This window comes from Aliivibrio wodanis, from assembly GCF_052920805.1.
In genome coordinates this window covers 2,849,438-2,872,911 of the sequence record NZ_JBREXA010000002.1, presented here as the reverse complement: position 1 = coordinate 2,872,911, position 23,474 = coordinate 2,849,438, and the positions used below count along the sequence as shown (strand labels likewise).

The 23,474-nt window shown below is 39.0% G+C and carries 19 protein-coding genes and 1 pseudogene; 3 read left to right on the top strand and 17 right to left on the bottom strand.

All coding sequences use genetic code 11. The features are described from left to right. Positions 1 to 38: 38 nt before the first annotated feature. A complete protein-coding gene (locus tag ACU5DF_RS21385) occupies positions 39 to 467 on the top strand; it encodes a DUF1499 domain-containing protein (RefSeq protein WP_446714102.1) in 429 nt (142 codons plus the stop codon). An 86-nt stretch (positions 468 to 553) separates the two neighbouring features. Here the strand turns inward: ACU5DF_RS21385 and carB are convergent. The 12 genes and pseudogenes from carB to murJ form a co-directional block, all read right to left on the bottom strand. Next, positions 554 to 3,785, bottom strand: a pseudogene (carB, locus tag ACU5DF_RS21380) (carbamoyl-phosphate synthase large subunit). Between the two features lie 17 nt (positions 3,786 to 3,802). Further along, positions 3,803 to 4,942, bottom strand: coding sequence for a glutamine-hydrolyzing carbamoyl-phosphate synthase small subunit (gene carA, locus ACU5DF_RS21375; RefSeq protein WP_446714101.1), 1,140 nt, complete (start codon positions 4,940 to 4,942; stop codon positions 3,803 to 3,805). A gap of 715 nt (positions 4,943 to 5,657) precedes the next feature. Beyond that, on the bottom strand, positions 5,658 to 6,593 hold the full coding sequence (locus ACU5DF_RS21370; RefSeq protein WP_446714100.1) for a LysR family transcriptional regulator: 936 nt from the start codon (positions 6,591 to 6,593) through the stop codon (positions 5,658 to 5,660). 138 nt (positions 6,594 to 6,731) lie between these two features. After that, entirely contained in the window at positions 6,732 to 7,358 is a 627-nt protein-coding gene (locus ACU5DF_RS21365) for a YadA C-terminal domain-containing protein (RefSeq protein ID WP_446714099.1), read from the bottom strand. A 26-nt stretch (positions 7,359 to 7,384) separates the two neighbouring features. Beyond that, positions 7,385 to 8,344 (bottom strand): hypothetical protein, encoded by a 960-nt coding sequence (locus tag ACU5DF_RS21360; protein WP_446714098.1) that lies wholly within the window; start codon positions 8,342 to 8,344, stop codon positions 7,385 to 7,387. A 226-nt stretch (positions 8,345 to 8,570) separates the two neighbouring features. Next, positions 8,571 to 9,380 carry a 4-hydroxy-tetrahydrodipicolinate reductase gene (gene dapB, locus ACU5DF_RS21355; protein WP_446714097.1) on the bottom strand — a complete coding sequence of 270 codons (810 nt, stop codon included), beginning with the start codon at positions 9,378 to 9,380 and terminating at the stop codon, positions 8,571 to 8,573. A 72-nt stretch (positions 9,381 to 9,452) separates the two neighbouring features. Continuing rightward, positions 9,453 to 10,397, bottom strand: a complete 945-nt coding sequence (gene ispH / locus ACU5DF_RS21350) for a 4-hydroxy-3-methylbut-2-enyl diphosphate reductase (protein WP_446714096.1) — start codon at positions 10,395 to 10,397, stop codon at positions 9,453 to 9,455. A gap of 24 nt (positions 10,398 to 10,421) precedes the next feature. Continuing rightward, positions 10,422 to 10,853 (bottom strand): FKBP-type peptidyl-prolyl cis-trans isomerase, encoded by a 432-nt coding sequence (gene fkpB / locus ACU5DF_RS21345; RefSeq protein ID WP_446714095.1) that lies wholly within the window; start codon positions 10,851 to 10,853, stop codon positions 10,422 to 10,424. A 93-nt stretch (positions 10,854 to 10,946) separates the two neighbouring features. Further along, positions 10,947 to 11,462, bottom strand: a complete 516-nt coding sequence (lspA, locus tag ACU5DF_RS21340; protein WP_446714094.1) for a signal peptidase II — start codon at positions 11,460 to 11,462, stop codon at positions 10,947 to 10,949. Beyond that, positions 11,462 to 14,326: an isoleucine--tRNA ligase gene (ileS, locus tag ACU5DF_RS21335; protein ID WP_446714093.1), complete on the bottom strand. Its 2,865-nt coding sequence runs from the start codon at positions 14,324 to 14,326 to the stop codon at positions 11,462 to 11,464. Before ileS ends, lspA begins: the two co-directional genes overlap by 1 nt. Positions 14,327 to 14,363: 37 nt before the next feature. Then, the gene (gene ribF, locus ACU5DF_RS21330) at positions 14,364 to 15,296 is read right to left on the bottom strand and encodes a bifunctional riboflavin kinase/FAD synthetase (protein ID WP_446714092.1); all 933 of its coding nucleotides are present in this window, start codon (positions 15,294 to 15,296) and stop codon (positions 14,364 to 14,366) included. Positions 15,297 to 15,385: 89 nt separating this feature from the next. After that, positions 15,386 to 16,945, bottom strand: coding sequence for a murein biosynthesis integral membrane protein MurJ (gene murJ / locus ACU5DF_RS21325; protein ID WP_446714091.1), 1,560 nt, complete (start codon positions 16,943 to 16,945; stop codon positions 15,386 to 15,388). A 222-nt stretch (positions 16,946 to 17,167) separates the two neighbouring features. Here murJ and rpsT point away from each other — a divergent pair, with 222 nt between their 5' ends. Further along, positions 17,168 to 17,428 carry a 30S ribosomal protein S20 gene (gene rpsT / locus ACU5DF_RS21320; protein WP_045102855.1) on the top strand — a complete coding sequence of 87 codons (261 nt, stop codon included), beginning with the start codon at positions 17,168 to 17,170 and terminating at the stop codon, positions 17,426 to 17,428. A 112-nt stretch (positions 17,429 to 17,540) separates the two neighbouring features. Here rpsT and ACU5DF_RS21315 read toward each other — a convergent pair whose 3' ends face one another. Beyond that, the gene (locus ACU5DF_RS21315) at positions 17,541 to 17,840 is read right to left on the bottom strand and encodes an ArsR/SmtB family transcription factor (RefSeq protein WP_446714090.1); all 300 of its coding nucleotides are present in this window, start codon (positions 17,838 to 17,840) and stop codon (positions 17,541 to 17,543) included. Positions 17,841 to 17,888: 48 nt separating this feature from the next. Beyond that, positions 17,889 to 18,788 (bottom strand): transcriptional activator NhaR, encoded by a 900-nt coding sequence (nhaR, locus tag ACU5DF_RS21310; RefSeq protein WP_446714089.1) that lies wholly within the window; start codon positions 18,786 to 18,788, stop codon positions 17,889 to 17,891. Between the two features lie 413 nt (positions 18,789 to 19,201). Here nhaR and ACU5DF_RS21305 point away from each other — a divergent pair, with 413 nt between their 5' ends. After that, positions 19,202 to 20,347: a Na/Pi symporter gene (locus ACU5DF_RS21305; protein WP_446714088.1), complete on the top strand. Its 1,146-nt coding sequence runs from the start codon at positions 19,202 to 19,204 to the stop codon at positions 20,345 to 20,347. Positions 20,348 to 20,401: 54 nt separating this feature from the next. Here the strand turns inward: ACU5DF_RS21305 and ACU5DF_RS21300 are convergent, their stop codons facing one another. From ACU5DF_RS21300 to ACU5DF_RS21290, 3 genes are read right to left on the bottom strand one after another with little or no spacing between them, the layout of a single operon-like run. Further along, the gene (locus ACU5DF_RS21300; RefSeq protein ID WP_446714087.1) at positions 20,402 to 21,541 is read right to left on the bottom strand and encodes a tetratricopeptide repeat protein; all 1,140 of its coding nucleotides are present in this window, start codon (positions 21,539 to 21,541) and stop codon (positions 20,402 to 20,404) included. A 10-nt stretch (positions 21,542 to 21,551) separates the two neighbouring features. Next, positions 21,552 to 22,502: a type II secretion system F family protein gene (locus ACU5DF_RS21295; protein WP_446714086.1), complete on the bottom strand. Its 951-nt coding sequence runs from the start codon at positions 22,500 to 22,502 to the stop codon at positions 21,552 to 21,554. 1 nt (position 22,503) lies between these two features. Further along, positions 22,504 to 23,472 (bottom strand): type II secretion system F family protein, encoded by a 969-nt coding sequence (locus ACU5DF_RS21290; RefSeq protein WP_446714085.1) that lies wholly within the window; start codon positions 23,470 to 23,472, stop codon positions 22,504 to 22,506. Positions 23,473 to 23,474: the final 2 nt, after the last annotated feature.

Below are 23,474 nucleotides of genomic sequence, written 5' to 3'. Positions count from 1 at the left end.
TGAGTTAAACCCTTATATCTAAAAAGAAGTTTATCTCTATGAAAAAATTATCAATTGTTGCACTAAGTGCTTTGTTTCTTTCTGCATGCAGCCAAAGGACTGAAACCATGATAGATAAATCCACCACTGTTTGTGGCGATAAGCCTAATTGCATTTCAACTTTAGATGAACGAGAAGCCTTTTCTGCAGTTCCATTTATATTGACTGAGTCTGCAAGTATGGAAGCTATTGCTGCTATTGCTAAACAACTCAAAGGTGCAAAAGTGGTTAAGCTAGATAATGATTATGCTCATATCGAATGCACGAGCTTAGTTTTTCGCTTTGTTGATGACCTAGAATTACGTGTCTCTGAGAATACACTCATCGTTCGCTCTGAATCTCGCACTGGACATTCAGACTTTGGCGTTAACAAAAAACGAGTTGAGCAACTAAGAGCGTTACTTTTAGAAGACGGGTTAATCTTATAATCATAAAAAGCCCGAAGAATATTTATTCTTCGGGCTTTTTCTATTTCACAATAAAGTGTTACTTGTAGTGTTAACTCTCAGCACTATTAAGCGTATTTAGCTGCTACTTTCGCGTGTAACTCTTGAACCGAGTTAACCGTATTACGGTCATCCGCTTCATGTGCTAAACAGCTAGCAAATGCTGCATTTAGCGTTGTTGTGTAGTTCACTTTAGCTGCAAGTGCACCACGGCGAAGAAGTTTTGAATCTTCAATCGCTTGACGACCAGATGCCGTATTTACGATGTAGGTATATTCGCCATTCTTGATACGGTCAAGAATGTGAGGGCGACCTTCGTGTACCTTGTTTACTAGACGGGGATTAATGCCTGCCTCACCAAGAATCACAGCAGTACCGTGCGTTGCATCGAGTTGGTAACCAATTTTAATAAGGTGTTTTGCTAAATCAACTACACGTTTCTTATCGCCTTCACGAACAGAAAGTAATGCACGACCGCCTTCTGGGTATTCTTTGCTACAACCTAATTCTGCTTTAGCAAATGCTTCAGCAAATGTTGTACCAACACCCATAACTTCACCCGTTGAGCGCATTTCAGGACCTAACAATGGGTCAACACCAGGAAACTTGTTGAACGGTAATACCACTTCTTTTACTGAGAAGTAAGGTGGGATAATCTCTTTCGTAAAGCCTTGTGACTCTAGAGATTGGCCAGCCATTACACGTGCAGCAATCTTAGCAACTGGCGCACCTGTTGCTTTAGATACGAATGGAACCGTACGTGCAGCACGTGGGTTCACTTCAATTAAGTAAACTTCGTTATCTTTAACAGCAAACTGTGTGTTCATTAAGCCACGTACACCTAGCTCGAATGCTAGCTTGCGTACTTGGTCACGCATCACATCTTGGATTTCTTCACTTAATGTATAAGCAGGAAGGAGAACATGCTGAATCACCGGAGTGAACGCCCGCTTGCTCGATGTGTTCCATGATACCAGCGATAACCACTTGTTCACCGTCACAAATTGCATCTACATCAACTTCGATTGCATCATCAAGGAAGCTATCAAGAAGTACTGGAGATTCATTTGAAACACTAACCGCTTCATTGAAGTAACGACGTAAGTCTTGCTCATCGTATACGATTTCCATCGCACGACCACCAAGAACATAAGAAGGACGAACAACTAATGGGAAACCGATTTCACGAGATTTTTCAATCGCTTGTTCCATTGTAGTTACGGTTGCATTTTCTGGTTGTAGAAGGCCTAGACGGTCTACAGCAACTTGGAAACGCTCACGGTCTTCTGCACGGTCGATAGCGTCTGGGCTTGTACCAATAATTGGAACACCAGCCGCTTCAAGCGCACGAGCCAGTTTAAGTGGTGTTTGACCACCGTACTGAACGATAACACCTTTTGGTTTTTCAATACGAACAATAGCTAATACATCTTCCAGTGTTACTGGTTCGAAGTACAGACGGTCAGACGTATCGTAATCAGTAGAAACAGTTTCAGGGTTACAGTTAACCATGATTGTTTCGTAGCCATCTTCACGAAGTGCTAATGATGCATGTACACAACAGTAGTCAAACTCAATACCTTGGCCGATACGGTTTGGACCTCCGCCTAAGATCATGATCTTATCTTTATCTGTTGGGTTTGCTTCACACTCTTCATCATAAGATGAGTACATGTAAGCCGTATCTGAAGAGAACTCAGCGGCACATGTATCTACACGCTTGTAGACAGGGTGAATGTCATATTGGTCACGAAGACGACGAATTTCACTTTCAGCTACACCTAATAGTTTAGATAAACGAGCATCAGCAAAACCTTTGCGTTTTAGTTGACGAAGTTTGTCTGCTGTTAAGCTAGCGAAACCGCCCGCTTTAACTTCAGCTTCCATCTTAACTAAATCTTCGATTTGAACTAAGAACCAACGGTCAACGTTAGTTAAGTTAAATACACCATCAACTGACATACCAGCACGGAATGCATCGGCGATGTACCAGATACGTTCAGCACCTGCGTCTTTTAATTCGTGACGGATCTTAGTTAATGCATCAGGTGCATCAAGATCAACCATTTCATCAAAACCATCCGCGCCAACTTCTAGGCCACGAAGTGCTTTTTGTAATGACTCTTGTTGGTTACGACCGATAGCCATAACTTCACCAACTGATTTCATTTGTGTTGTTAGACGATCGTTAGCACCTGCGAATTTTTCGAAGTTAAAACGAGGGATCTTAGTAACAACATAATCGATTGTTGGTTCAAATGATGCTGGAGTTGCACCACCAGTGATGTCATTCATTAACTCATCAAGCGTATAACCAATCGCAAGTTTCGCTGCGATTTTTGCAATAGGGAAACCCGTTGCTTTAGACGCTAGAGCTGATGAACGTGATACACGTGGGTTCATCTCGATAACAACCATACGCCCATCTTTCGGGTTGATACCAAACTGTACGTTTGAGCCGCCCGTTTCAACACCAATCTCACGCAGTACTGCTAGAGATGCGTTACGCATTAGTTGAAATTCTTTATCTGTTAGCGTTTGCGCTGGAGCCACGGTGATTGAATCACCCGTATGAATGCCCATTGCATCAAAGTTTTCAATCGTACATACGATAATACAGTTGTCGTTTTTATCACGAACCACTTCCATCTCGTACTCTTTCCAACCGATCAATGATTCATCGATTAAAAGCTCGTTGGTTGGAGAAAGATCCAAACCACCACGACAGATTTCTTCAAATTCTTCTTTGTTATACGCGATACCACCGCCCGTACCACCCATCGTAAATGATGGACGAATGATACAAGGGAAGCCTACCATCTCAAGAACTTTGTAAGCTTCTTCCATTGTCTTTGCAGTATCAGCCGTTGGACACTCAAGACCGATTGACTTCATTGCTTTATCGAAGCGTGAACGGTCTTCTGCTTTATCAATTGCATCAGCCGTTGCACCAATCATCTCAACACCGAACTCAGCAAGCACGCCGTGCTTTTCTAAATCAAGCGCACAGTTCAATGCTGTTTGGCCACCCATAGTAGGTAGAACTGCATCTGGACGCTCTTTTTCAATGATGTTACGAACCACTTCCCAATGGATAGGTTCAATGTACGTTGCATCAGCCATGTCTGGGTCAGTCATGATTGTTGCTGGATTAGAGTTCACAAGAATAACGCGGTAGCCTTCTTCACGAAGTGCTTTACACGCTTGTGCACCAGAGTAGTCAAATTCACATGCTTGGCCGATTACGATTGGGCCTGCACCTAGAATTAGAACGCTTTTAATGTCAGTACGTTTTGGCATCTTATTACTACTCCGAATTAAGCTTTATGCTGCTGAATCAATTCAATGAAATGGTTAAACAATGGCGCTGCATCATGTGGGCCAGGGCTTGCTTCTGGGTGACCTTGGAAGCTGAATGCTGGTTTGTCTGTGCGATGAATACCTTGTAACGTGCCATCAAACAGTGATTTGTGTGTTGCACGAAGATTTTCAGGCAGTGTTTCTTCATCCACAGCAAAACCGTGGTTCTGTGCAGTAATCATAACCACATCACGATCCAAATCTTTAACTGGGTGGTTTGCACCGTGGTGACCAAACTTCATTTTTACTGTTTGAGCGCCTGATGCTAGAGCAAGAATTTGGTGACCAAGACAGATACCAAAGATTGGTAAGCCTTTTTCTAGGAACACTTTTGTTGCTTCGATAGCGTAAGTACATGGAGCTGGATCACCAGGGCCATTTGATAGGAATACGCCATCTGGATTCATTGCTAACACTTCTTCAGCTGAAGTTTGAGCAGGAACAACCGTTAGACGACAACCGCGGTCAACTAACATGCGTAAGATGTTACGTTTTGCACCGAAATCGTAAGCAACAACGTGGAATGGTAATTCGCTGTCCGCTTTCTCTTCTGGCAGACCGCCAGTCAGTGTCCAAGAACCTTGCTTCCATTGGTAAGCTTCTGAAGTCGTTACTTCTTTCGCTAAGTCCATTCCCTTAAGACCTGGGAACTCTTTTGCTTGAGCAAGTGCAAATGCTTCATCTAGGTTATTGCCAGCAACGATACAACCATTCTGAGCGCCTTTCTCACGCAAAATTCGAGTCAGCTTACGCGTATCGATATCAGCAATGCCGACGATATTTTGAGATTTAAGATATTCAGAAAGAGTTTGTTCACTGCGGAAGTTTGAAGCTAGAAGAGGAAGATCGCGAATCACAAGGCCTTGAGCGTGGATAGAAGAAGATTCTTCATCTTCGGAATTGATTCCGGTATTGCCAATGTGAGGATAAGTAAGAGTAACGATTTGTTGAGAATAGGAAGGATCAGTAAGAATTTCTTGGTACCCCGTCATCGAGGTATTAAAAACGACTTCACCAACGGCCGAGCCATCTGCTCCAATCGATTGACCGCGGAACACTGTCCCATCTTCTAGGACTAACAGCGCTGATTTACTCAAGACAACCTCCAAACATAATAAACATTCAACCTTACAGCATAGTAATGCAAAGTTGTTTTTTTTAGAACCAAAATTCTAACTTCAAGTACGAATTTTGACAAATTGGCGAAATTTTAGAGATCTATATGATATCTGTCAATAAAAAACACATTTAAAAATGACTTTTTTAGGCAACTCAAGGCAAAAACAACTTTTAAAGACTAAAATTTTCACTTAAGTCATCTTAATTGTCGACATTTCATACAAAAACGAATTTGATGCATATTTACACTTTTCACAGTTATTGAATTTACTATTTAAAACAAAGCAAACGATAAAATAAGTAAAAAACACGGAAAAATAGCCACCTCAGAGAAAAAGCAATGGGTAGACGCTAAAATCAAAATCAAAATCAGCAAAGAAATCACCTTTAATACAATGAAGAACAAAAGAAAAAACACGACAATCCTTTGTATACAGTGGCATATACGTGAATAAAAAGTGATTAATTATAGGTAAGCATAAATAAATTGAAAAACAGATAGAATTAGACACTGAAGTCTAGCTATAAAAGAAAGCAAAGAAGTCATGACGATAAAAACGTATTATTTATCGACTCAATAAGAAGAAGTGATTTTTGGCAATGCGATTCATATATCCTTTATATGAATCGCATTGCTCAATACCAAGAAAATATAAGAGAAAAGAAAGAATTGAAGATAGCGAATAAAAACAGTTAAAGAACACGCTGTAATAGCACTTTTCCTTTTTCTATTGCACTGGCTAAATTATCTTGAAGGAGAGGGAATACAAGATTTCTAAACCATCGATGCTCTTGATCATTTTGATACTTCGCATGCCACAATAAATAGTAGTCGTGTTCTGGAATATCAATAGGTAATGGTTTGATGACAAGGTCATAATTATCGACATATTGCGCTGCTATGTGAGTTGGTGTAACCATAATAGCCTGAGTCAATTTCAATGATTGTACTGCAGATAAAAAAGACGGAACGACAGCAAATGTCTTGCGTTTTTTCCCGGTTGGTGACAGTAATGCATCAACCTCTTGCCTTCTATCTACGATACCACTGACTAAAATATGCCTAGCATCAGCTAAGTCATCTAAACTAAAAGAAGATTGAGCCTTAGGGTGCTGAGCACACATCATAACCACAAATTGGTCTTGCCCCATCGACTTACCGTAAATATTGTCAGGTATGTCATTAGCTATAGTCGCAACGAGATCAATCGGTGTAGTCACTAATGAATCAAATTGCTCTGTTTTCCAAAGCTGGCATTCAATCATTGAATAAGGTGACTCTTTTTCCATTTTTGCACAAATATGAGGAAGTATTGTTGGTGCAACATATTCATTAAAGCCAATGATAAATGTTCTTTCTATGGTTCTTGGTTCTATCTCTTGAGGAGAATATAGCGCTTCTAATTGTTGTAAAAGTTGGGGAAGTTTGGCTTTTAAGTGCTGAGCACGCTTCGTTAGCACCAAACTATTCCCTTCTCTTATTAAAATAGGATCAGAAAATTCAATTCTTATATGAGCTAACGTTTTACTCATCGCAGATTGCGTAACATTCAATTGTTTCGCACTCTCAGTAAGGTTTGTAGTCTCTAAAATAGAAGCAAGCGCCTGTAACAGTTTATAGTTACGCATTAATTATCCTTAAATAAACATAAAAACTAACTCAACAAGAACTGATGAAAACCACCTAAATAATACAAGATTAGAGTCTACTATCTAATAAGAAATAAAACACATCCTTGTGATGTTAGAGCAAGCAAAAATTAAGATTTAAAATTCGTACCCAATCCCAGCATAAGCACTCATAGAATCAGTCGCGGTATCATATGCCCCACCCAATTTTGCCGTCAGGTTTTCATTAAAGCGCTCACCAATTCCTACAGCTACGGCTTCTGCATCTCCGTGATACCCCAGAGCAGCGGTCACTGCGATATTGCCTACACCATATGGGTCAACCAATCCTGCAAATGCAGCGGATTCGGCATAAGCTCCATCAATATTTTTTGCCATATTTTCCATGTCTTTACGAAGACCTTTAATTTCAGTTTGATTACGGGCGATTGCATCGCTGTTCGTTGTAATATCGCGCTGCTCCTGTTTAATGGCATGACTATTAGCTGACATTAATTGCTCATCTTTCAAGGCTATTGATTGCTGTAAATGAATCGCTTCTTTATTCTCAGAGACATGCTGCGTATTGGCTTTTACCCCTTGGGTATTCGAAACAATCAATTGTGAATTATGTTGCTCATTTCCTTGAATCTTATGGATGGCTTCATGGTTATTGGTAACTAACTGTGTACTTTTATCTACACGCTCCCCAAGCGCATTAACGGATTCTTCATTATGAGTAATACGAGCCTGACCTTTCTTAATCATGCTTTTATTCTCTGTCATACGTTGAGTATTTATCTTTGCCGTATCTAATATATTTTTTTGTTTGACTGTTGAAGTTGAGTCACGTCTTGTTGATTGGATACGATAAGACTATTGTTTGTTATCGAGGTTTGTTCTAACTTCGCTTGCTGAGATTGCAACTGCTGAACCCCTTGCTGGTTTGAGGTAATTCCCTTTGCTTGTTGAGTATTCTGCTTTTGATTAGCTAATATTGCTTGCTGATTTTTTACGCTGACTTGTTGATTAGCTTTAATCAATTGCTCATGAGTCGTCAATCTAGCAACATCAGTTCCCGCTTGAGTTTGCAACTGCTGAATCCCTTGCTGGTTTGAGATAATTCCCTTTGCTTGTTGAGTATTCTGCTTTTGATTAGCTAATATTGCTTGCTGATTTGTTACGCTGACTTGTTGATTAGCTTTAATCAATTGCTCATGAGTCGTCAATCTAGCAACATCGGCCCCCACTTGAGTTTGCAACTGCTGAATCCCTTGCTGGTTTGAGATAATTCCCTTTGCTTGTTGAGTATTCTGCTTTTGATTAGCTAATATTGCTTGCTGATTTGTTACGCTGACTTGTTGATTAGCTTTAATCAATTGCTCATGAGTCATCAATCTAGCAACATCGGCCCCCACTTGAGCTTGCAACTGCTGAACATTTTTTTGATTTGAGGCAATTTTAGAGTCTTGTTTAGCGTCTAAATCATGCTGATAGACGGCACTACTTAGAATATTTTTCCCTAACTGAGAGAGACTATGTTGAGTTTGATCTTGTTGTGATTTCACCTGTTGAATATCTTGATTAGCTTTATTTACCAACCCTAAGTTATTTGAAATAAGTAACCCATAATTATCTAATCTTTGGCTTTGTGCTGTATGCTGTTTTTGAATATCTTGTAGAGTAAGAGGTGATGTTGATGATTGAGCATATACCCCTACTGATATTGAGCTCATTGATAATGCCAGTACTGTTAACTTTGCCTTATTCATAAATCCACCTAAATTATTTTAAAGTTATTACTCTATTTGTCGGCTAGCAGATTTAATGTAGGACACTACGATGTCGATGAGAAATGAAAAATACGACTAAGGGGTATGAAAAAAAGTAATGCCTTATCAGCATAATTTCTGACAGGTTTCACTCTTTTAATAAAAAAGACCAGCTTTAGATAAACACTAAGAGCTGGTCTTAAAATTACATTAATTTTTATAAATACTAGAGTTTATCTAACTCTAAAACATCATGCATAGTATAGAAACCAGGAGATTTCTGATGGAGCCAATGAGAGGCTCTCACTGCGCCATTAGCAAACGTCATTCTATCCGTTGCTTTATGGGTAATTTCGACACGTTCACCAATATCTGCAAACATGGCAGTATGCTCTCCGACAATATCACCCGCACGAATGGTCGCAAAACCAATTTCATCTTTGGTTCTCTCTCCGGTAATACCTTCACGTGCATAAACAGCAACGTCATCAAGCTTATTACCCATTGCACCAGCGATTGCCTCTCCCATACCAATCGCGGTACCTGAAGGTGCATCAATTTTATAACGATGGTGTGCTTCTACAATTTCAATATCACAATAATCACCCATCACTTTTGCGGCTTTTTCTAATAGTTTGAATACTAGATTTACACCGACACTGTAATTAGGAGCCATTACAATAGAGATCTCTTTCGATGCTTGATCAATCAACTCTTTACCTGGTTCACTAAAACCTGTGGTACCAATAACAATCGCTTTCTTATACTCTTGACAAAGCTCTATATTCTTTAGCGTTGAAATCGGTAGAGTAAAATCAATAATTACATCAAAGTCATCTACAACCTTAGTTAGGTCATCGACAATCAGGATTCCTGATTTTCCAACGCCTGCCACTTCACCAACATCAACACCAATTAAGCTCGACTCAGGGTGTTCACTTGCTGCTGCAAGCTCTGCAAATTGAGAACTATTAACGGCTTTAACTAAATTACGACCCATTCTTCCTGCTGCGCCAGCAATTGCTACTCTTACCATCTTGTTTTTACTCCTTTAAAATGCCTATCCTTGCACTCTATCTTAATTTTATAATTTCGGCTATGCGAAGCCCTAAGACACAGTTTTAATTTGTAGCTCTTTTGGTACTTCAAAGAACATGTTTTCTTCACGACCGTTTAATTCTTCAACCGTAGTACCACCAAAGGCTTTTACTTGCTCAATAATTTGATTCACTAATTCTTCAGGTGCAGAGGCCCCTGCTGTTACGCCGACTCTAGCTTGGTTTATTAACCATTCTTCTTTTAGCTCTTCGGGGCAGTCGATCAAGTAACTCTTTGTGCCTAATTTCTCAGACAATTCACGTAAGCGGTTTGAGTTAGATGAGTTTTTAGAACCGACAACTATCATGACATCAACTTGGTTTGCCATATCTCGCACCGCATCTTGACGATTTTGTGTCGCATAACAAATATCATCCTTACGCGGTCCTTGGATCTTTGGGAATACTCGGCGCAATTCATCAATAACATCAGCAGTTTCATCAACAGATAAGGTAGTTTGACTAACATAGTGAAGATTCGATGGGTCTTTTACTTTTAATTTAATAACGTCATCAGGCGTTTCAACCAGATACATTCCTGCTGTATCACTCGCATACTGCCCCATTGTCCCTTCCACTTCAGGGTGACCAGCATGACCAATTAAAACAACTTCAATATTTTTCTTACTTGCGCGCGCTACTTCCATATGAACTTTAGTGACTAGTGGACAGGTTGCATCAAACACAGTTAATGCGCGATCTTTCGCTTCTTTTCGCACAGCTTGAGAAACCCCGTGAGCGGAAAAAATAACGATATTATCATCAGGGACTTCATGTAATTCTTCAACAAAAATAGCACCGCGCTGCTTTAAACCCTCAACAACAAAACGGTTATGTACTACTTCATGACGAACATAAATAGGTGCTTCATATAATTCAAGAGCTCGTTCAACAATGCTAATGGCACGATCAACACCGGCACAAAACCCACGAGGGTTCGCTAATACTATTTTCATTTTTTATCTCTATATCTTATTGGATTAACCAACTGCTACAATTTCTACGTCAAAGATAACATCTTGACCAGCTAATGGGTGATTAAAATCAACCGTTACTGAATCTCCAGCGATCTCAGTAATAATACCAGGGATATCCATACCATCTGGACCACTGAACGCCATGATAGTCCCAATCTCTGCAGCAGCATCACCTACAAAGCGATTACGATCCATATGATGAATATTATCAGGGTTTGGTAAACCAAATGCATCAACCGCATTCAGTTCAATACTTTTTGATTGTTCAGATTCTAAACCTAATAAACATTTTTCAAAATTTTCACTAAGGCTGCCATCGCCCATAGTAAATTTTGCTGCCTTTCCTCCAGTATGCGTACTGTCCGCAACTGAACCATCTTTTAGTTTTATTGTAAAATGTAGAGTAACTTCGCTATTACTTTCAATTTTTGACATTTTCTTTCCCTAGATAATACTAATTTTTTATATCGTATTTAAAAAAAACGCCACCTCGAGTTCACGGGCAGCGTTAATTTGCTTTCTTTTTATTTACTGTTCTTTTTTACCAGTACGAAAACCATCTAGAATGATAAGTCCCGCACCAATACAAATTGCAGCATCTGCTAAATTGAAAGCTGGCCAGTGGTAATTACCCCAATAAAAATCAAGATAATCCACGACAAAACCATGAACTAAGCGATCAAACACATTACCAATCGCACCGCCAATGATCAGTGCATAAGCCATGTTGTTTAGTTTGTCAGTTTGCGGCGCTTTACGCATCCAATAACCCAATAAACTACACACGGCAACAGCAATGCCAGTAAAGAACCAACGCTGCCAACCAGCCTGATCACTTAAAAAGCTAAATGCAGCACCATAGTTATGAACATAAAGAAAATTAAAGAATGGCAATACCTCAATGCGGTTTGCCCAACCATAACCCATCTCTTTCATCACAAATAACTTGATGCTGATGTCTGCCATAAAGATGATCCCCGCTAGCCATAGCCAGCGAAGTCCTGATTCTTTAAGCAGCGGTAATGTCTTATTATCGCTAGTCATTATGCAAACTTTCGCTCTTCGCCTTCGCCGCTAACGTTAGATACACAACGACCACATACTTCTTCGTGACCTTCGATAGTACCTACATCAGCAACATGGTGCCAACAACGCTCACACTTCGCAGCTTCAGATGCTGCAACATCCACAAACAGACCTTCAAGCTCTGTTGCTTTTGCAGATTCTGTTTTTTCGCTTAGTGGCTTAACCGTTGCACTTGATGTAAGAAGAACAAAACGCAGCTCATCTTCAAGTTTGTTAATTTTAGCCGCTAATGCATCATCTGCGTATAACGTTACTTCAGCTTGAAGTGAACCACCGATAACTTTCTCACTACGAGCAGTTTCTAGAAGTTTGTTCACTGACGCACGAACTGATTGAATTTCAGTCCAGAATTCATTATTAAACTCTTCGCCTTCAGCAAGATCAAACAGACCTTGGTACCACTCACCTGTGAATACGAATTTCTCGCGCTCACCTGGCATTTCATTCCAGATTTCATCTGCAGTGAACGACATGATTGGTGCCATCCAACGAACAAGTGCTTCTACAATGTAGTAAAGCGCAGTTTGACAGCTACGTTGAGCGTGACCACTTTGCTTCGCTGTGTATTGGCGATCTTTAATTACGTCTAGGTAGAAAGAACCCATTTCGATTGAACAGAAATGCATCAAACGCTGAGTTACTTCATGAAGGTTGTATTCATCAAAAGACTTAATGATCTCTTCTTGTGCAGCAAATGCACGACCAACAGCCCAACGATCCAGAGCAACCATTTCTTCAGCAGGAACGATGTCTGTTTCTGGGTTAAAGCCGTTTAAGTTCGCTAAGAAGAAACGTGCAGTGTTACGAATACGACGGTATGCATCAGCTGAACGTTTTAGGATTTCATCAGAAACCGCAACTTCGTTAGTGTAATCCGTTGAAGCAACCCATAGACGAAGAATATCTGCGCCTAGTTTGTTCGTTACGTCTTTTGGTGCAACTACGTTACCGATAGATTTAGACATCTTACGGCCATTACCATCTACCACGAAACCGTGTGTTAGTACTTGGCGGTAAGGTGCTTTACCTTTCATTGCAACAGAAGAAATTAATGACGATTGGAACCAACCACGGTGTTGATCTGAACCTTCTAAGTAAAGGTCAGCACTGTGTGTTCTTTCTTCTTTTTCTTCTGGGAAGTCATACTCTTCGCGAGAATCAACAACAGAGAAGTGAGTAACACCTGAGTCAAACCATACGTCTAATGTATCTAGTACTTTTTCGTATTTAGTTGCATCATCTTCACCCATAAGCTCAGCGGCATCTACATCCCACCACGCTTGAATACCTTTCTCTTCAACTAGCTTAGCTACTTTTTCAATTAGCTCTAGTGAATTAGGGTGTAGTTCAGACGTTTCTTTATGAACGAATAAAGCAATTGGAACACCCCAAGTACGTTGACGAGAGATACACCACTCAGGACGACCTTCGATCATACCTTCGATACGGTTTTGGCCCCACTCTGGCATCCACTCAACACTCTTCACTTCTTCTAATGCTTTTGCACGAAGACCCGCTTGATCCATTGAGATGAACCATTGCGGTGTTGCACGGAAGATAATTGGCGTTTTGTGTCTCCAGCAATGTGGGTAGCTGTGCTCGTACGCGTGGTGATGCAGTAATGCACCTTTCTCTTTTAACACTTCAAGAACTGAATCGTTCGCTTTGAATACGTGTTGACCAGCAAACAGTTCAGTATCAGGAAGGTATACACCGTTTGAACCTACTGGGTTTGCAATTTCTAGATCGTATTTCTTACCAACCACGAAATCTTCTTGACCGTGACCAGGTGCGGTATGAACAATACCTGTACCTGAATCTGTCGTTACGTGCTCGCCTAAGATAGCCGGAACCGTAAAGCCATAGAATGGGTGATTGAATTGAAGAAGCTCTAAATCAGACCCTTTCGCAAAACCTAAGTTATGGAAATGCTCGATACCCGCGCGATCCATTACAGATTTTGCTAGTTCAGAGGCAAGAATTAGACGTTGTGCTTTTTGCTCACCACGAGCTTCAACTTGAACTAATACATATTCAAGGTCTTCATGCAGTGCTACTGCACGGTTAGCAGGAAGAGTCCAAGGTGTCGTTGTCCAGATAACAACAGATACTTCACCTTCACCTTGATGGCCTTCAGGCGTGCTGAATTTTGCTAATGTTGCCGCTTCGTCTGCAGCAATAAAACGCACATCAATAGATGGAGATACTTTATCTTGGTATTCAACTTCTGCCTCAGCAAGCGCTGAACCACAATCTGTACACCAGTGAACAGGTTTGAAACCTTTAAGTAAGTGACCTTGGTCTGCAATTTTACCTAATGAACGGATAATGTTTGCTTCAGTACCAAAATCCATAGTGCGGTATGGTTTATCCCACTCGCCCATGATACCTAAACGCTTAAAGCTTTCTTTTTGCCCTTCAACTTGGCCTGCCGCATATTTACGACACTCTTCACGGAACTCAGCCGCAGAGATTTTTTGACCAGGCTTGCCTTTTTTCTTCTCTACCATTAATTCAATTGGCAGACCGTGGCAATCCCAACCTGGAATGTACGGCGCATCAAAGCCAGAAAGTGTCTTTGACTTAATAATAATGTCTTTAAGAATCTTGTTTAATGCGTGACCAATATGGATGTCACCATTTGCATAAGGAGGACCGTCGTGTAATACGAACGATTTTTTACCTTTTTTCGCTTTACGGATCTCGCCGTAAAGATCTTCATCATACCAACGCTTTAGCATTACTGGCTCACGATTAGCCAAGTTACCGCGCATTGGAAATCCTGTTTCTGGCAGGTTCAAGGTTTCTTTATAGTCACTCATCGATTCTTAATTCCGTTACATTGGGCGAAATGAAATGTTATCTGTTTTCAGACAGCCACACCCGCGCTGCCTGAGAATCTAATTCTATTTGTTGTTTTAATGCGTCAAATGACTCAAATTTATGCTCATCACGCAACTTACAAAGTAACTCTACATCCAATTGTTGGCCATATAAATTGGCTTTATAATCGAAAAAGTGAACTTCCAGCTGTTGACGAACGCCATTTACCGTTGGGCGATTGCCTATATTAGCGACACCACCTAACTGTTTACCACTGCTGTCTTTGGCTTGAACAACATAAACGCCAGACACAGGAGAAACACAACGCTTTAATGGAATATTCGCAGTAGGGAAACCTATTGTTCGCCCTAATTTTCGACCATGTGAAACTCGGCCGGTAATACTGTAATTTCGCCCTAACATAGTGGCGACATCTTTTAATCTATCTTCAGCAAGTGCATTACGAATAGCAGTGCTACTGACTCGCTGTTTTTGAAGGCAAAAGCTTTTTGTGTTCACTACTTCAAAGCCGTATTTTTCACCCGCTTTTTGTAGCATTTCAAAGTTGCCTTGACGATGTTTTCCAAAACAAAAATCATCACCAACTACCAGAAACTTAACACCCAATAGCTTAACCAACAAGTGTTCAACAAATTCATCTGCTGTTTGCTGTGCAAATTTATGATTAAAATTAATACAAAGCAGACGTTCTATATTTAATTTATTAAGTTGAACAAACTTATCTCTTAAACGAGTTAATCGAGCAGGCGCTTTCTCTTTAGCAAAAAATTCCATTGGTTGTGGATCAAATGTCATTACGACAGATGGCAAACCTAATTGCTTAGCTTTAGCCTTAACCTGTTGTAATACTTGTTGATGTCCTAAATGAACACCGTCAAAATTACCAATAGTCATTACGCAGCCGTGATGGTCTGCCGTAATATTATGAATGCCTCGGATTAATTCCATTATCTCAATATCAAGTTATTTGCTTAAAAAAACTGACGAATTATATACTAATCTTACTAGCCAAACCACTGAACAACGTAATTCTTACTTTATGCAGATATACGTAAATGGCGAGGACGTAAACCAAGTATTATTGCAGTAATCAAATAGGTCAGTGCACCTAAGCCAATGAAAGAAAACAGCATCACAACTCGTTTTAACAAATCCCATTTAAGCCATACATTCATCTCAGGCATGAACCAAAGTAATACTGCGCCCATTACGCAGCCAGAAAGTACGAGTTTAAACACAAAGAGTAAGGTTTCTTTTGATAATTTATAGACGTTTGCTAAATGTAAACCACGATATAGCAAGGTCATATTAACCAGAGCAGACAAGGCTGTCGCCATTGCTAATCCAATATAACCATAAAAATAAGCAAAAATAGCATTAAAAAACATATTAGTGACCATCGCAATAATACCGTAGCGAACAGGGGTTTTAGTGTCTTGGCGAGCGTAATACCCTGGAGCTAATACTTTGATTAACATGAAATTCAATAAACCTGATGCATAGGCCAGTAAAGACAAAGAAGCATTATGTACATCATTAGGTGAAAACTCACCACGCATGAATAACACCATTAGCATTGGCTTCGCCAGCACCATTAAACCTAACATGGCAGGGATCCCAAGCAAGATCACCATTCTTACGCCCCAATCCATCGTATTAGAGAAACCAGCTCCTTTAGAGTCCACATGTTGACGAGAGAGAGCAGGTAAGATAACCGTCGCTATCGCAATACCAAACAAGCCTAATGGAAACTCCAATAAACGATCTGAATAGTAAAGCCAGCTAATAGAACCTGTAGCCAAGAAACTCGCGATAAAAGTATCGAACAATAAGTTAATTTGACTCACAGACACACCAAATAGTGCAGGAATCATCAAGGTTCTAATTTTTTTCACACCTGGATCATTCCAACCCCATTTAGGGCGAACCAACATTTTTGCTTTATAAAGAAATGGAATTTGAAACAAAAATTGAATTAATCCACCTAAGAACACACCAATCGCTAAGCCGATTTCAGGTTGTTCTAAATTTGGTGAGACAAAATATGCGCAACCAATAATGGCTATATTTAGAAAGACTGGCGTGAAAGAGGAAACCGCAAATTTACCTAGTGTATTTAAAATTGCTCCGGATAGCGCAACAAAAGTAATAAACCAGAGATAAGGAAACGTAATTTTTAATAGAAAACTCGCCAATTCAAATTTAGGGGCGTTAGGGCCATCATTAAGCCAGTCCATGAACCAACCAGCTCCAAAGAGTGCTGTCACAGCTCCAGACCCTATAATACCAAAGAAGGTAACTATAGTAACAAGAACCCCAAGCGTTCCTGAGGCTTTAGCTATCAGCTCTCTAGTTTTATTATCATCACCACTGGCATGATATTCAGTTAAAACAGGAACAAAAGCTTGCGAAAAAGCACCCTCTGCAAATAAACGGCGTAAAAAATTAGGTATTTTATTCGCAAAGAAAAAAACATCAGCAGATGCCCCTGCACCCATTAAATTTGCTACTACTACATCACGGACTAAACCGAGTACTCTAGACACTAAAGTCATGATACTGACGATTAAGCCAGAACGTAAAAGTCGTTTACTCACAAAAAAACCTCATAAAGATGGTGATGATTACCATAAAGAGCTTACTAACTGGAAAAAATGCTGTTAGAATGCTCGCCATCTTAACCGTGTTTTGCCATTCTCATCAAATTTTTTGTTTGATGCAGCTTGGTTTTTACACAAATCAATTGACATTTAAGTTCAAAGGGTGCATATTTCCCGACCTTAAATTGTCACCGAACTACGTTTTTGGGAGTTAGACCCTTGGCAAATAGTAAATCTGCTAAGAAGCGCGCAACTCAATCTGAAAGACGTCGCCAGCACAACGCTAGCCGTCGTTCAATGATGCGCACTTACATGAAAAAAACTATCACAGCTATTGAAGCTGGCGATAAAGAAGCTGCAGCTGCTGCACTAGCAATTGCAACTCCACTTCTAGACCGCATGGCGACTAAAGGCCTTATTCATAAGAATAAAGCTGCACGTCATAAAGCGCGTTTCACTGCAGCAATCAAAGCTCTTTAATAGAAATTTGATTCTCAGTTAGAAAATAAGAAAAAACCGACTTAGGTCGGTTTTTTTATATCTGCGATTTGGTAAAAGAGAAGTGCTAGCCTCTCTATTTATCTTTTATCTTTTAATTCTGTGGACAATACAGATCATGTAACAGTTGAATCACTGACTTTACTTCATGACTATTAAGAGAATAAAAGACCGTTTGAGACTCTTTTCTTGTCGAAACTAATGCATCTTTACGCAACCAACCAAGATGTTGTGAGAGTGCTGATTGACTTAATTCTAGCTTTTCTGCAATCTGTCCTACCGATAGCTCCCCTTCGAGCAGTAAACATAAAATAAATAAACGGCGTTCATTTGCCATCGCCTTTAGTAAAGTCACCGCTTGAGGTGAGTTTTCTTCCATCATTTTTAAATTCATAACAATACCTCTAATTTAGCTAGTGCTAATTTAGTATACAGTCCCTCTCTATTGCAACTGAAAATCAAATAAATGCGAGAAATCAGCCGCACAGATACTTTTTACAGCTGGATGCTGGATCATACGTTCAGCAAAAATAACATAATATTCTTCTTTTAAATCTTGAACATCGGCAATACGATGAAGAGAAAGATCTGAATCAGCCTCATTCATATAAACAGTAGGAGCTAGAAAGACTGCATTATTTTCACGAGCAAAAGCTTTCATTAACGCAGCATCATCAAATTCACCTAAAATATTAGGAGTAATTCCTTGCTGATCACACCATTGAATTACTTTTCTTCCCATTGATGTTCTACTACCAGGGATTAGCAACTTCTTTTCTTCTAATACCTCTGGAAATTGAATCTCATCAACTTGCTTAGAGCAAAAGAAACTCATTTCACATTCACCTAGTTTTTTACTAAAAAGACCCGAATTTTGGCTTGAATCAACAGGACAGTCAGACAAAATCATATCTAATTTATGCTGTGACAACTGCTCTAATAAAAGTTCATGAGTAGATTCAAAGCAACGAAGGTGAATGGAAGCATCTTCTGGGACGGTAGTCGAAAGGACTTTACTAACTAACCGTTTAGAAAGTGCATCAGCAACGCCAACATCAAATAATACATTAGACTGTTGGCTATAATTTACGATATCTAACATTTCATAGCTTAAACCAAACATTCGATCTGCGTATTTATAAATAAGTTGTCCTAATTCTGTAGGTTCAACATTTCTCCCATTACGCTTAGTCAACTTACCATCTAATCGTTCTTCTAATGTCTTAATCTGCCCTGTTACCGTCTGAGGAGTTAAAAACAGAGCTTCAGCAGCTTTTGTTACTGATCCCTGCTTGCAGACCATCCAAAAATAGTACAAATGGTTATAGTTTAAATGGGACATGTTATACCTTTGTATTTATCGTTTAATCATCTTACTTTTCAAGTAAAAGTAAATAGAGCGCTAGAAGATACGTCATTTATGACAGCAATAGCAAACACTTCGCAAAAACCATTATAAATCCAATTTAAATATCGAATTTTCCGAAGCTATATTCTTAAAAATGTCATGCACTCGCAATATAGAACAAAATAGTTTCAAAAAATATTTTATATTACTTTTTCAAATAAAGAATAAAAATCAAATTAATTCAATAAGTTACACTGGTTAAAATCAATGATTTTTTTAGAAAAAATAAATATGACGAATTTATTACAGTTTTACTCTTCACTGTAATATTTCTGAAATATTCGTTATCTACTATCGCTGCAGATTAAATAAACCGACAACATACTATTTCGGTACGGAGCTTTACTATGAATACCCAATCAATTTCTGCAGCACCAATGAGCAATACCTCACGCATGCTGCGTTGGGCAAACTTAGCATTTATGCTTTACCTTCTTCTTTTAGCTGTTGCAATGGTAGGAACGGGCTTCAAATGGTCAGTAGGCGAAGAAGCTAAGGTTCTATTTGAATTTGCTTCTCACCCTATCGCAGGTCTAATGATCGGCTTGGTTGCAACTGCATTAATCCAATCATCTTCTACAGTAACTTCAATTATTGTTGGATTAGTTGCTGGTGGTTTACCAGTAGAAACTGCTATCCCTATGGTTATGGGTGCAAACATTGGCACAACAGTAACCAATACACTAGTTAGTCTAGGTCACGCTCGCTGTAAAACTGAATTTAGACGTGCATTTGCATGTGCAACAGTACATGACTTCTTTAACCTACTAGCTGTGCTGATTTTCTTACCATTAGAAATGATGTTTGGTATTTTCCAGAAAATCTCTGAGTGGTTAGTGTCGCCTTTAATGGGCGCTGGTAACATGAGCATGAAGGATCTTAACTTTGTAAAACCACTAACTAAACCAGTCGTTAATGCAATTAAAGAGCCTCTAGCACACTTTGGTGACATGATGGGTGGCTTATTGATGATTGGTCTGGGTATCATCACTATCGTTGTTGCTATTACCGTAATGGGTAAGCTAATGAAGAGCCTAATGGTTGGTCGTGCTCGTGATATCTTAAAGAGTGCAATTGGTCGTGGTCCTCTACACGGTATTGCTTCTGGTTCAATTGTAACGGTATTAGTTCAATCATCTTCTACAACAACAAGCCTAATGGTTCCACTGGTTGGTACGGGCGTACTTAAAGTTCGTGATGTATATCCATTCACACTTGGCGCTAATATCGGTACATGTGTAACCGCACTACTAGCTGCGACAGCAGTATCTGGTGAGTTTGCAACGTTTGCTCTACAGATTGCATTAGTTCACTTATCATTCAACATCATTTCAACGCTAGTTATCTTTGGCACTCCGTTCTTACGTGAATTACCATTGAAAGGTGCTGAGTGGATTGCTGAAATGGCAAACCGTAACAAAGGTGTTGTAGCAGGTTACTTAAGCTTTGTATTTATTATCCTACCAGGTAGCGTATTAGCTCTGACAGTTTAATTCCAAAGTATATAATATAAAGAAAAGCCCCAGAGTTATTGCTCTGGGGCTTTTTTATTTATCATCTGATCTCGTCGCTAAAATATCTTCTATTTTAGGTTTATCACCAATGTCATTAATCAATTTTATGGGCTGAGAATGGGTACTTACCATTATTGGCTCATCACCTCTTAATGAATTATCTTCACCTTCTTTTTTTATTCTCATTTCGACTAATGCTCTATTTAAATTCTCATTTGCAATTTTGTAGTAAGACGCTTTTTTATCAATAGCTTGCTCTAAATAAGGAACCGCTATTTCTGGACGACCTTGTAATATTAGAAAATACCCTACATTATTTAAGGCTTCATAGTCCTTCATATGACGCATAAATACGTTAATAGATCGTTTAATCTGCCCCTGAGCTAAATAAATTAGGGCTAAATTATTTTGTGCTTTCTCATTCTCAGGAGATCTTTTTAGCGCCCACATGGTATAAATTTTCGCATCAACATAATTCGCATTCATGTAGTATGAGTAGCCAAAGTTAATCAATATTTTTATTGAATTCGGTTTGATTTTTAATGCTTTCTTGTAAAACTGTTCAGCTAACTTATGATCCCCCTGGGTATCAGATAAAATACCTAATCCCATATAGGCTAATGCAGGGGAAATATCATCAACATGAAGTGAATGAACATCCTCAGGAAATACGTCGCTATTGCCCTTCAGCATTATATTACTTTGTAAGCGAATTTGATCAGCATTTAAGGCTCGATAAAAATAGCTTCTTCCCTCTTTTACTAAACCTTTTTTGGTATAAATTGCACCTAACCTTTCAAGTGGAACTACACCATTAGGTTCAAGATCTAATGACATCAAATAAGCAGCCTCAGCCAGTGAATCCGTTCCTCTTAACTCATGAATTTTCCCAATATTAACTAAGGTCCGCCCTTGATATTTAGCTTCTGGATACGATAACGATCGAATATATTCATATAAAGCCAAATCTACACTGTCTTGCTTTAGGGCTTTATCTCCACGAACAATCGCTTCCACCTCTGTTTTTGGGAGTTCTTCTTGGGTCAAAGTCTCAATTGGTTTGCCATCATATAATTCTTGTTCATATTGGCTTGGCTTTTCTTTCTTTGAAGCACATGCAACTAAAAATGTAGAGAGTATTATGCATAAACTTATTTTTTTTATGGTTTTCATTATTCATCCCTTACTTTGCAAATGCATTAGATAATGTTATTAATGCAGGCCCTAGCGCTACAATAAAAAAACAGGGCCAAATAAATAAAAGCATTGGAAACAACATTTTCGTTGGTATTTTTGCCGCTATTTCTTCTGCCTCTTGATTACGTCTATCTCGAAGATCTTCAGTATAATCTCTCAACGTTTGCGCTATGCTGCCCCCTATGCGAGATGCATGAGAAAGAATACTAACCAAACCAGTAAATTCAATAATGCCTGTCCGCTCAATAAATTCATTAAACGCATCTGGCATCTCTACTCCAGCCTTAATTTTTGCACTTACTGTATATAATTCATCTGCTAATTCTTGATGAGAGATTGTCAATTCATTAGAAACTCTCTGTAAAGCAGGAATAAAACCTAACCCTGATTCTGTACAAACAACAAGAAGATCTAATGCATCAGGCATTCCTCCTTTTATTCTAGATTGTCTTTTTGATATTAGGCGATTCAATACAAAATTAGGAATGTATAATGAGAAAGCAACAATCATAAGTGCTATCATTTTTATTAGAGAAAACTCAGAAAAAACAATATAAACAATAGCCGCAGTTGTGAACCCTGCCATCACAAATATTATTTTTATCGCATAAAAATTAGTTAATGTTTTCTTATCATGAAATCCCGCATGCATTAGTTTTTTACGAGTTGATTCTCGCTCTTTTTTGCTAGTTGGCCCTATGATTGGGGATAGAGACTCTAAAGTATCTTCAAGCTTTTCACTGGCTTTTGCTTTTGGTGCCTGCTGTATCGATAATTGATTTAATTTCTTTTTTAACGGCGAATTAATACTACTGAGAATAAACCCGACCACTAAAACTGACAATGAAGTAGCACATAAAACTAACCCTAAGATAAACCACTCTCGTTTAATTTCTTCATTAGTAAGGTAAGATAAAAATTCCACAATATCATTCATATTACACCTCAAAACTAATTACTTTTCTGATCCACATTGCACCAAAAAATAAGCTTACAACACCATAACTGAGCATAGTTAAGCCACTAGGGTCTGTGTAAAATGGCTCTAGATATCCTGGTTTAATGATTGAAAGTGCGGCAAAAAGAAGAAATGGTGCTAAAACAAGGATCCAAGCAGACAGCAAGCTTTCAGCAGACAATGTTTTGATTTTTCTTGATAATTTGAATCTTGCTCTAAGTACATTAGAAACTTTTTCCAAATTCTCCGATAAATTCCCTCCCGTATCCTTTTGCAGTAATACCGCACTAGAAAAAGCAAGCATAGACACTGTTGGAGATCGCTCTGCCATTTGTAAAATAGCTAAACGTAAGTCATAACCATAATTCAGCAAATTAAAAGTATTTTTAAATTCAACGCCTATGGGAGCTGGCATTTCATTTCCGACTTCACTAAAAGCTTGAACAAGTGGCTGTCCTGCTTGCAACATCCGCCGAATAATATCGAGAGCGTCCGGTAACTGCTCTTCAAATAGGCTTAAACGATGAGATATTTTTTTATTAATAATAAAATAAAGTAAAAACCATACAGAGAAGAATACACTCACCGATACAAACCATAGCTGCCCTGATAAAATAGAAATTAAAGATCCAATACTTCCCACACTGAACGTTATTATCAGTATTTGACTTAAACTGTATTTTAGTCCCGCAAGCTCAGTCAATTTCTTCATTTGCGCGAATGCATCAAATTCCACTAACGCTTTATCATAAGGAGATAGACCGGCTAAATAATGTTCATTTAACAGATTTCTGCTCTCTTCATCTAACTTGCTTCGCGTTGCTTTCAACCGCTTTGTTAATTCTCTATGTTTTGATTTCTGCCCAGCTGCGGGAAGAATTAACGCCTGCGATATAAAAAATACGGATAAAAAAAGCAAAATAAAAAATAAGGTTGTATTACTCCACATAC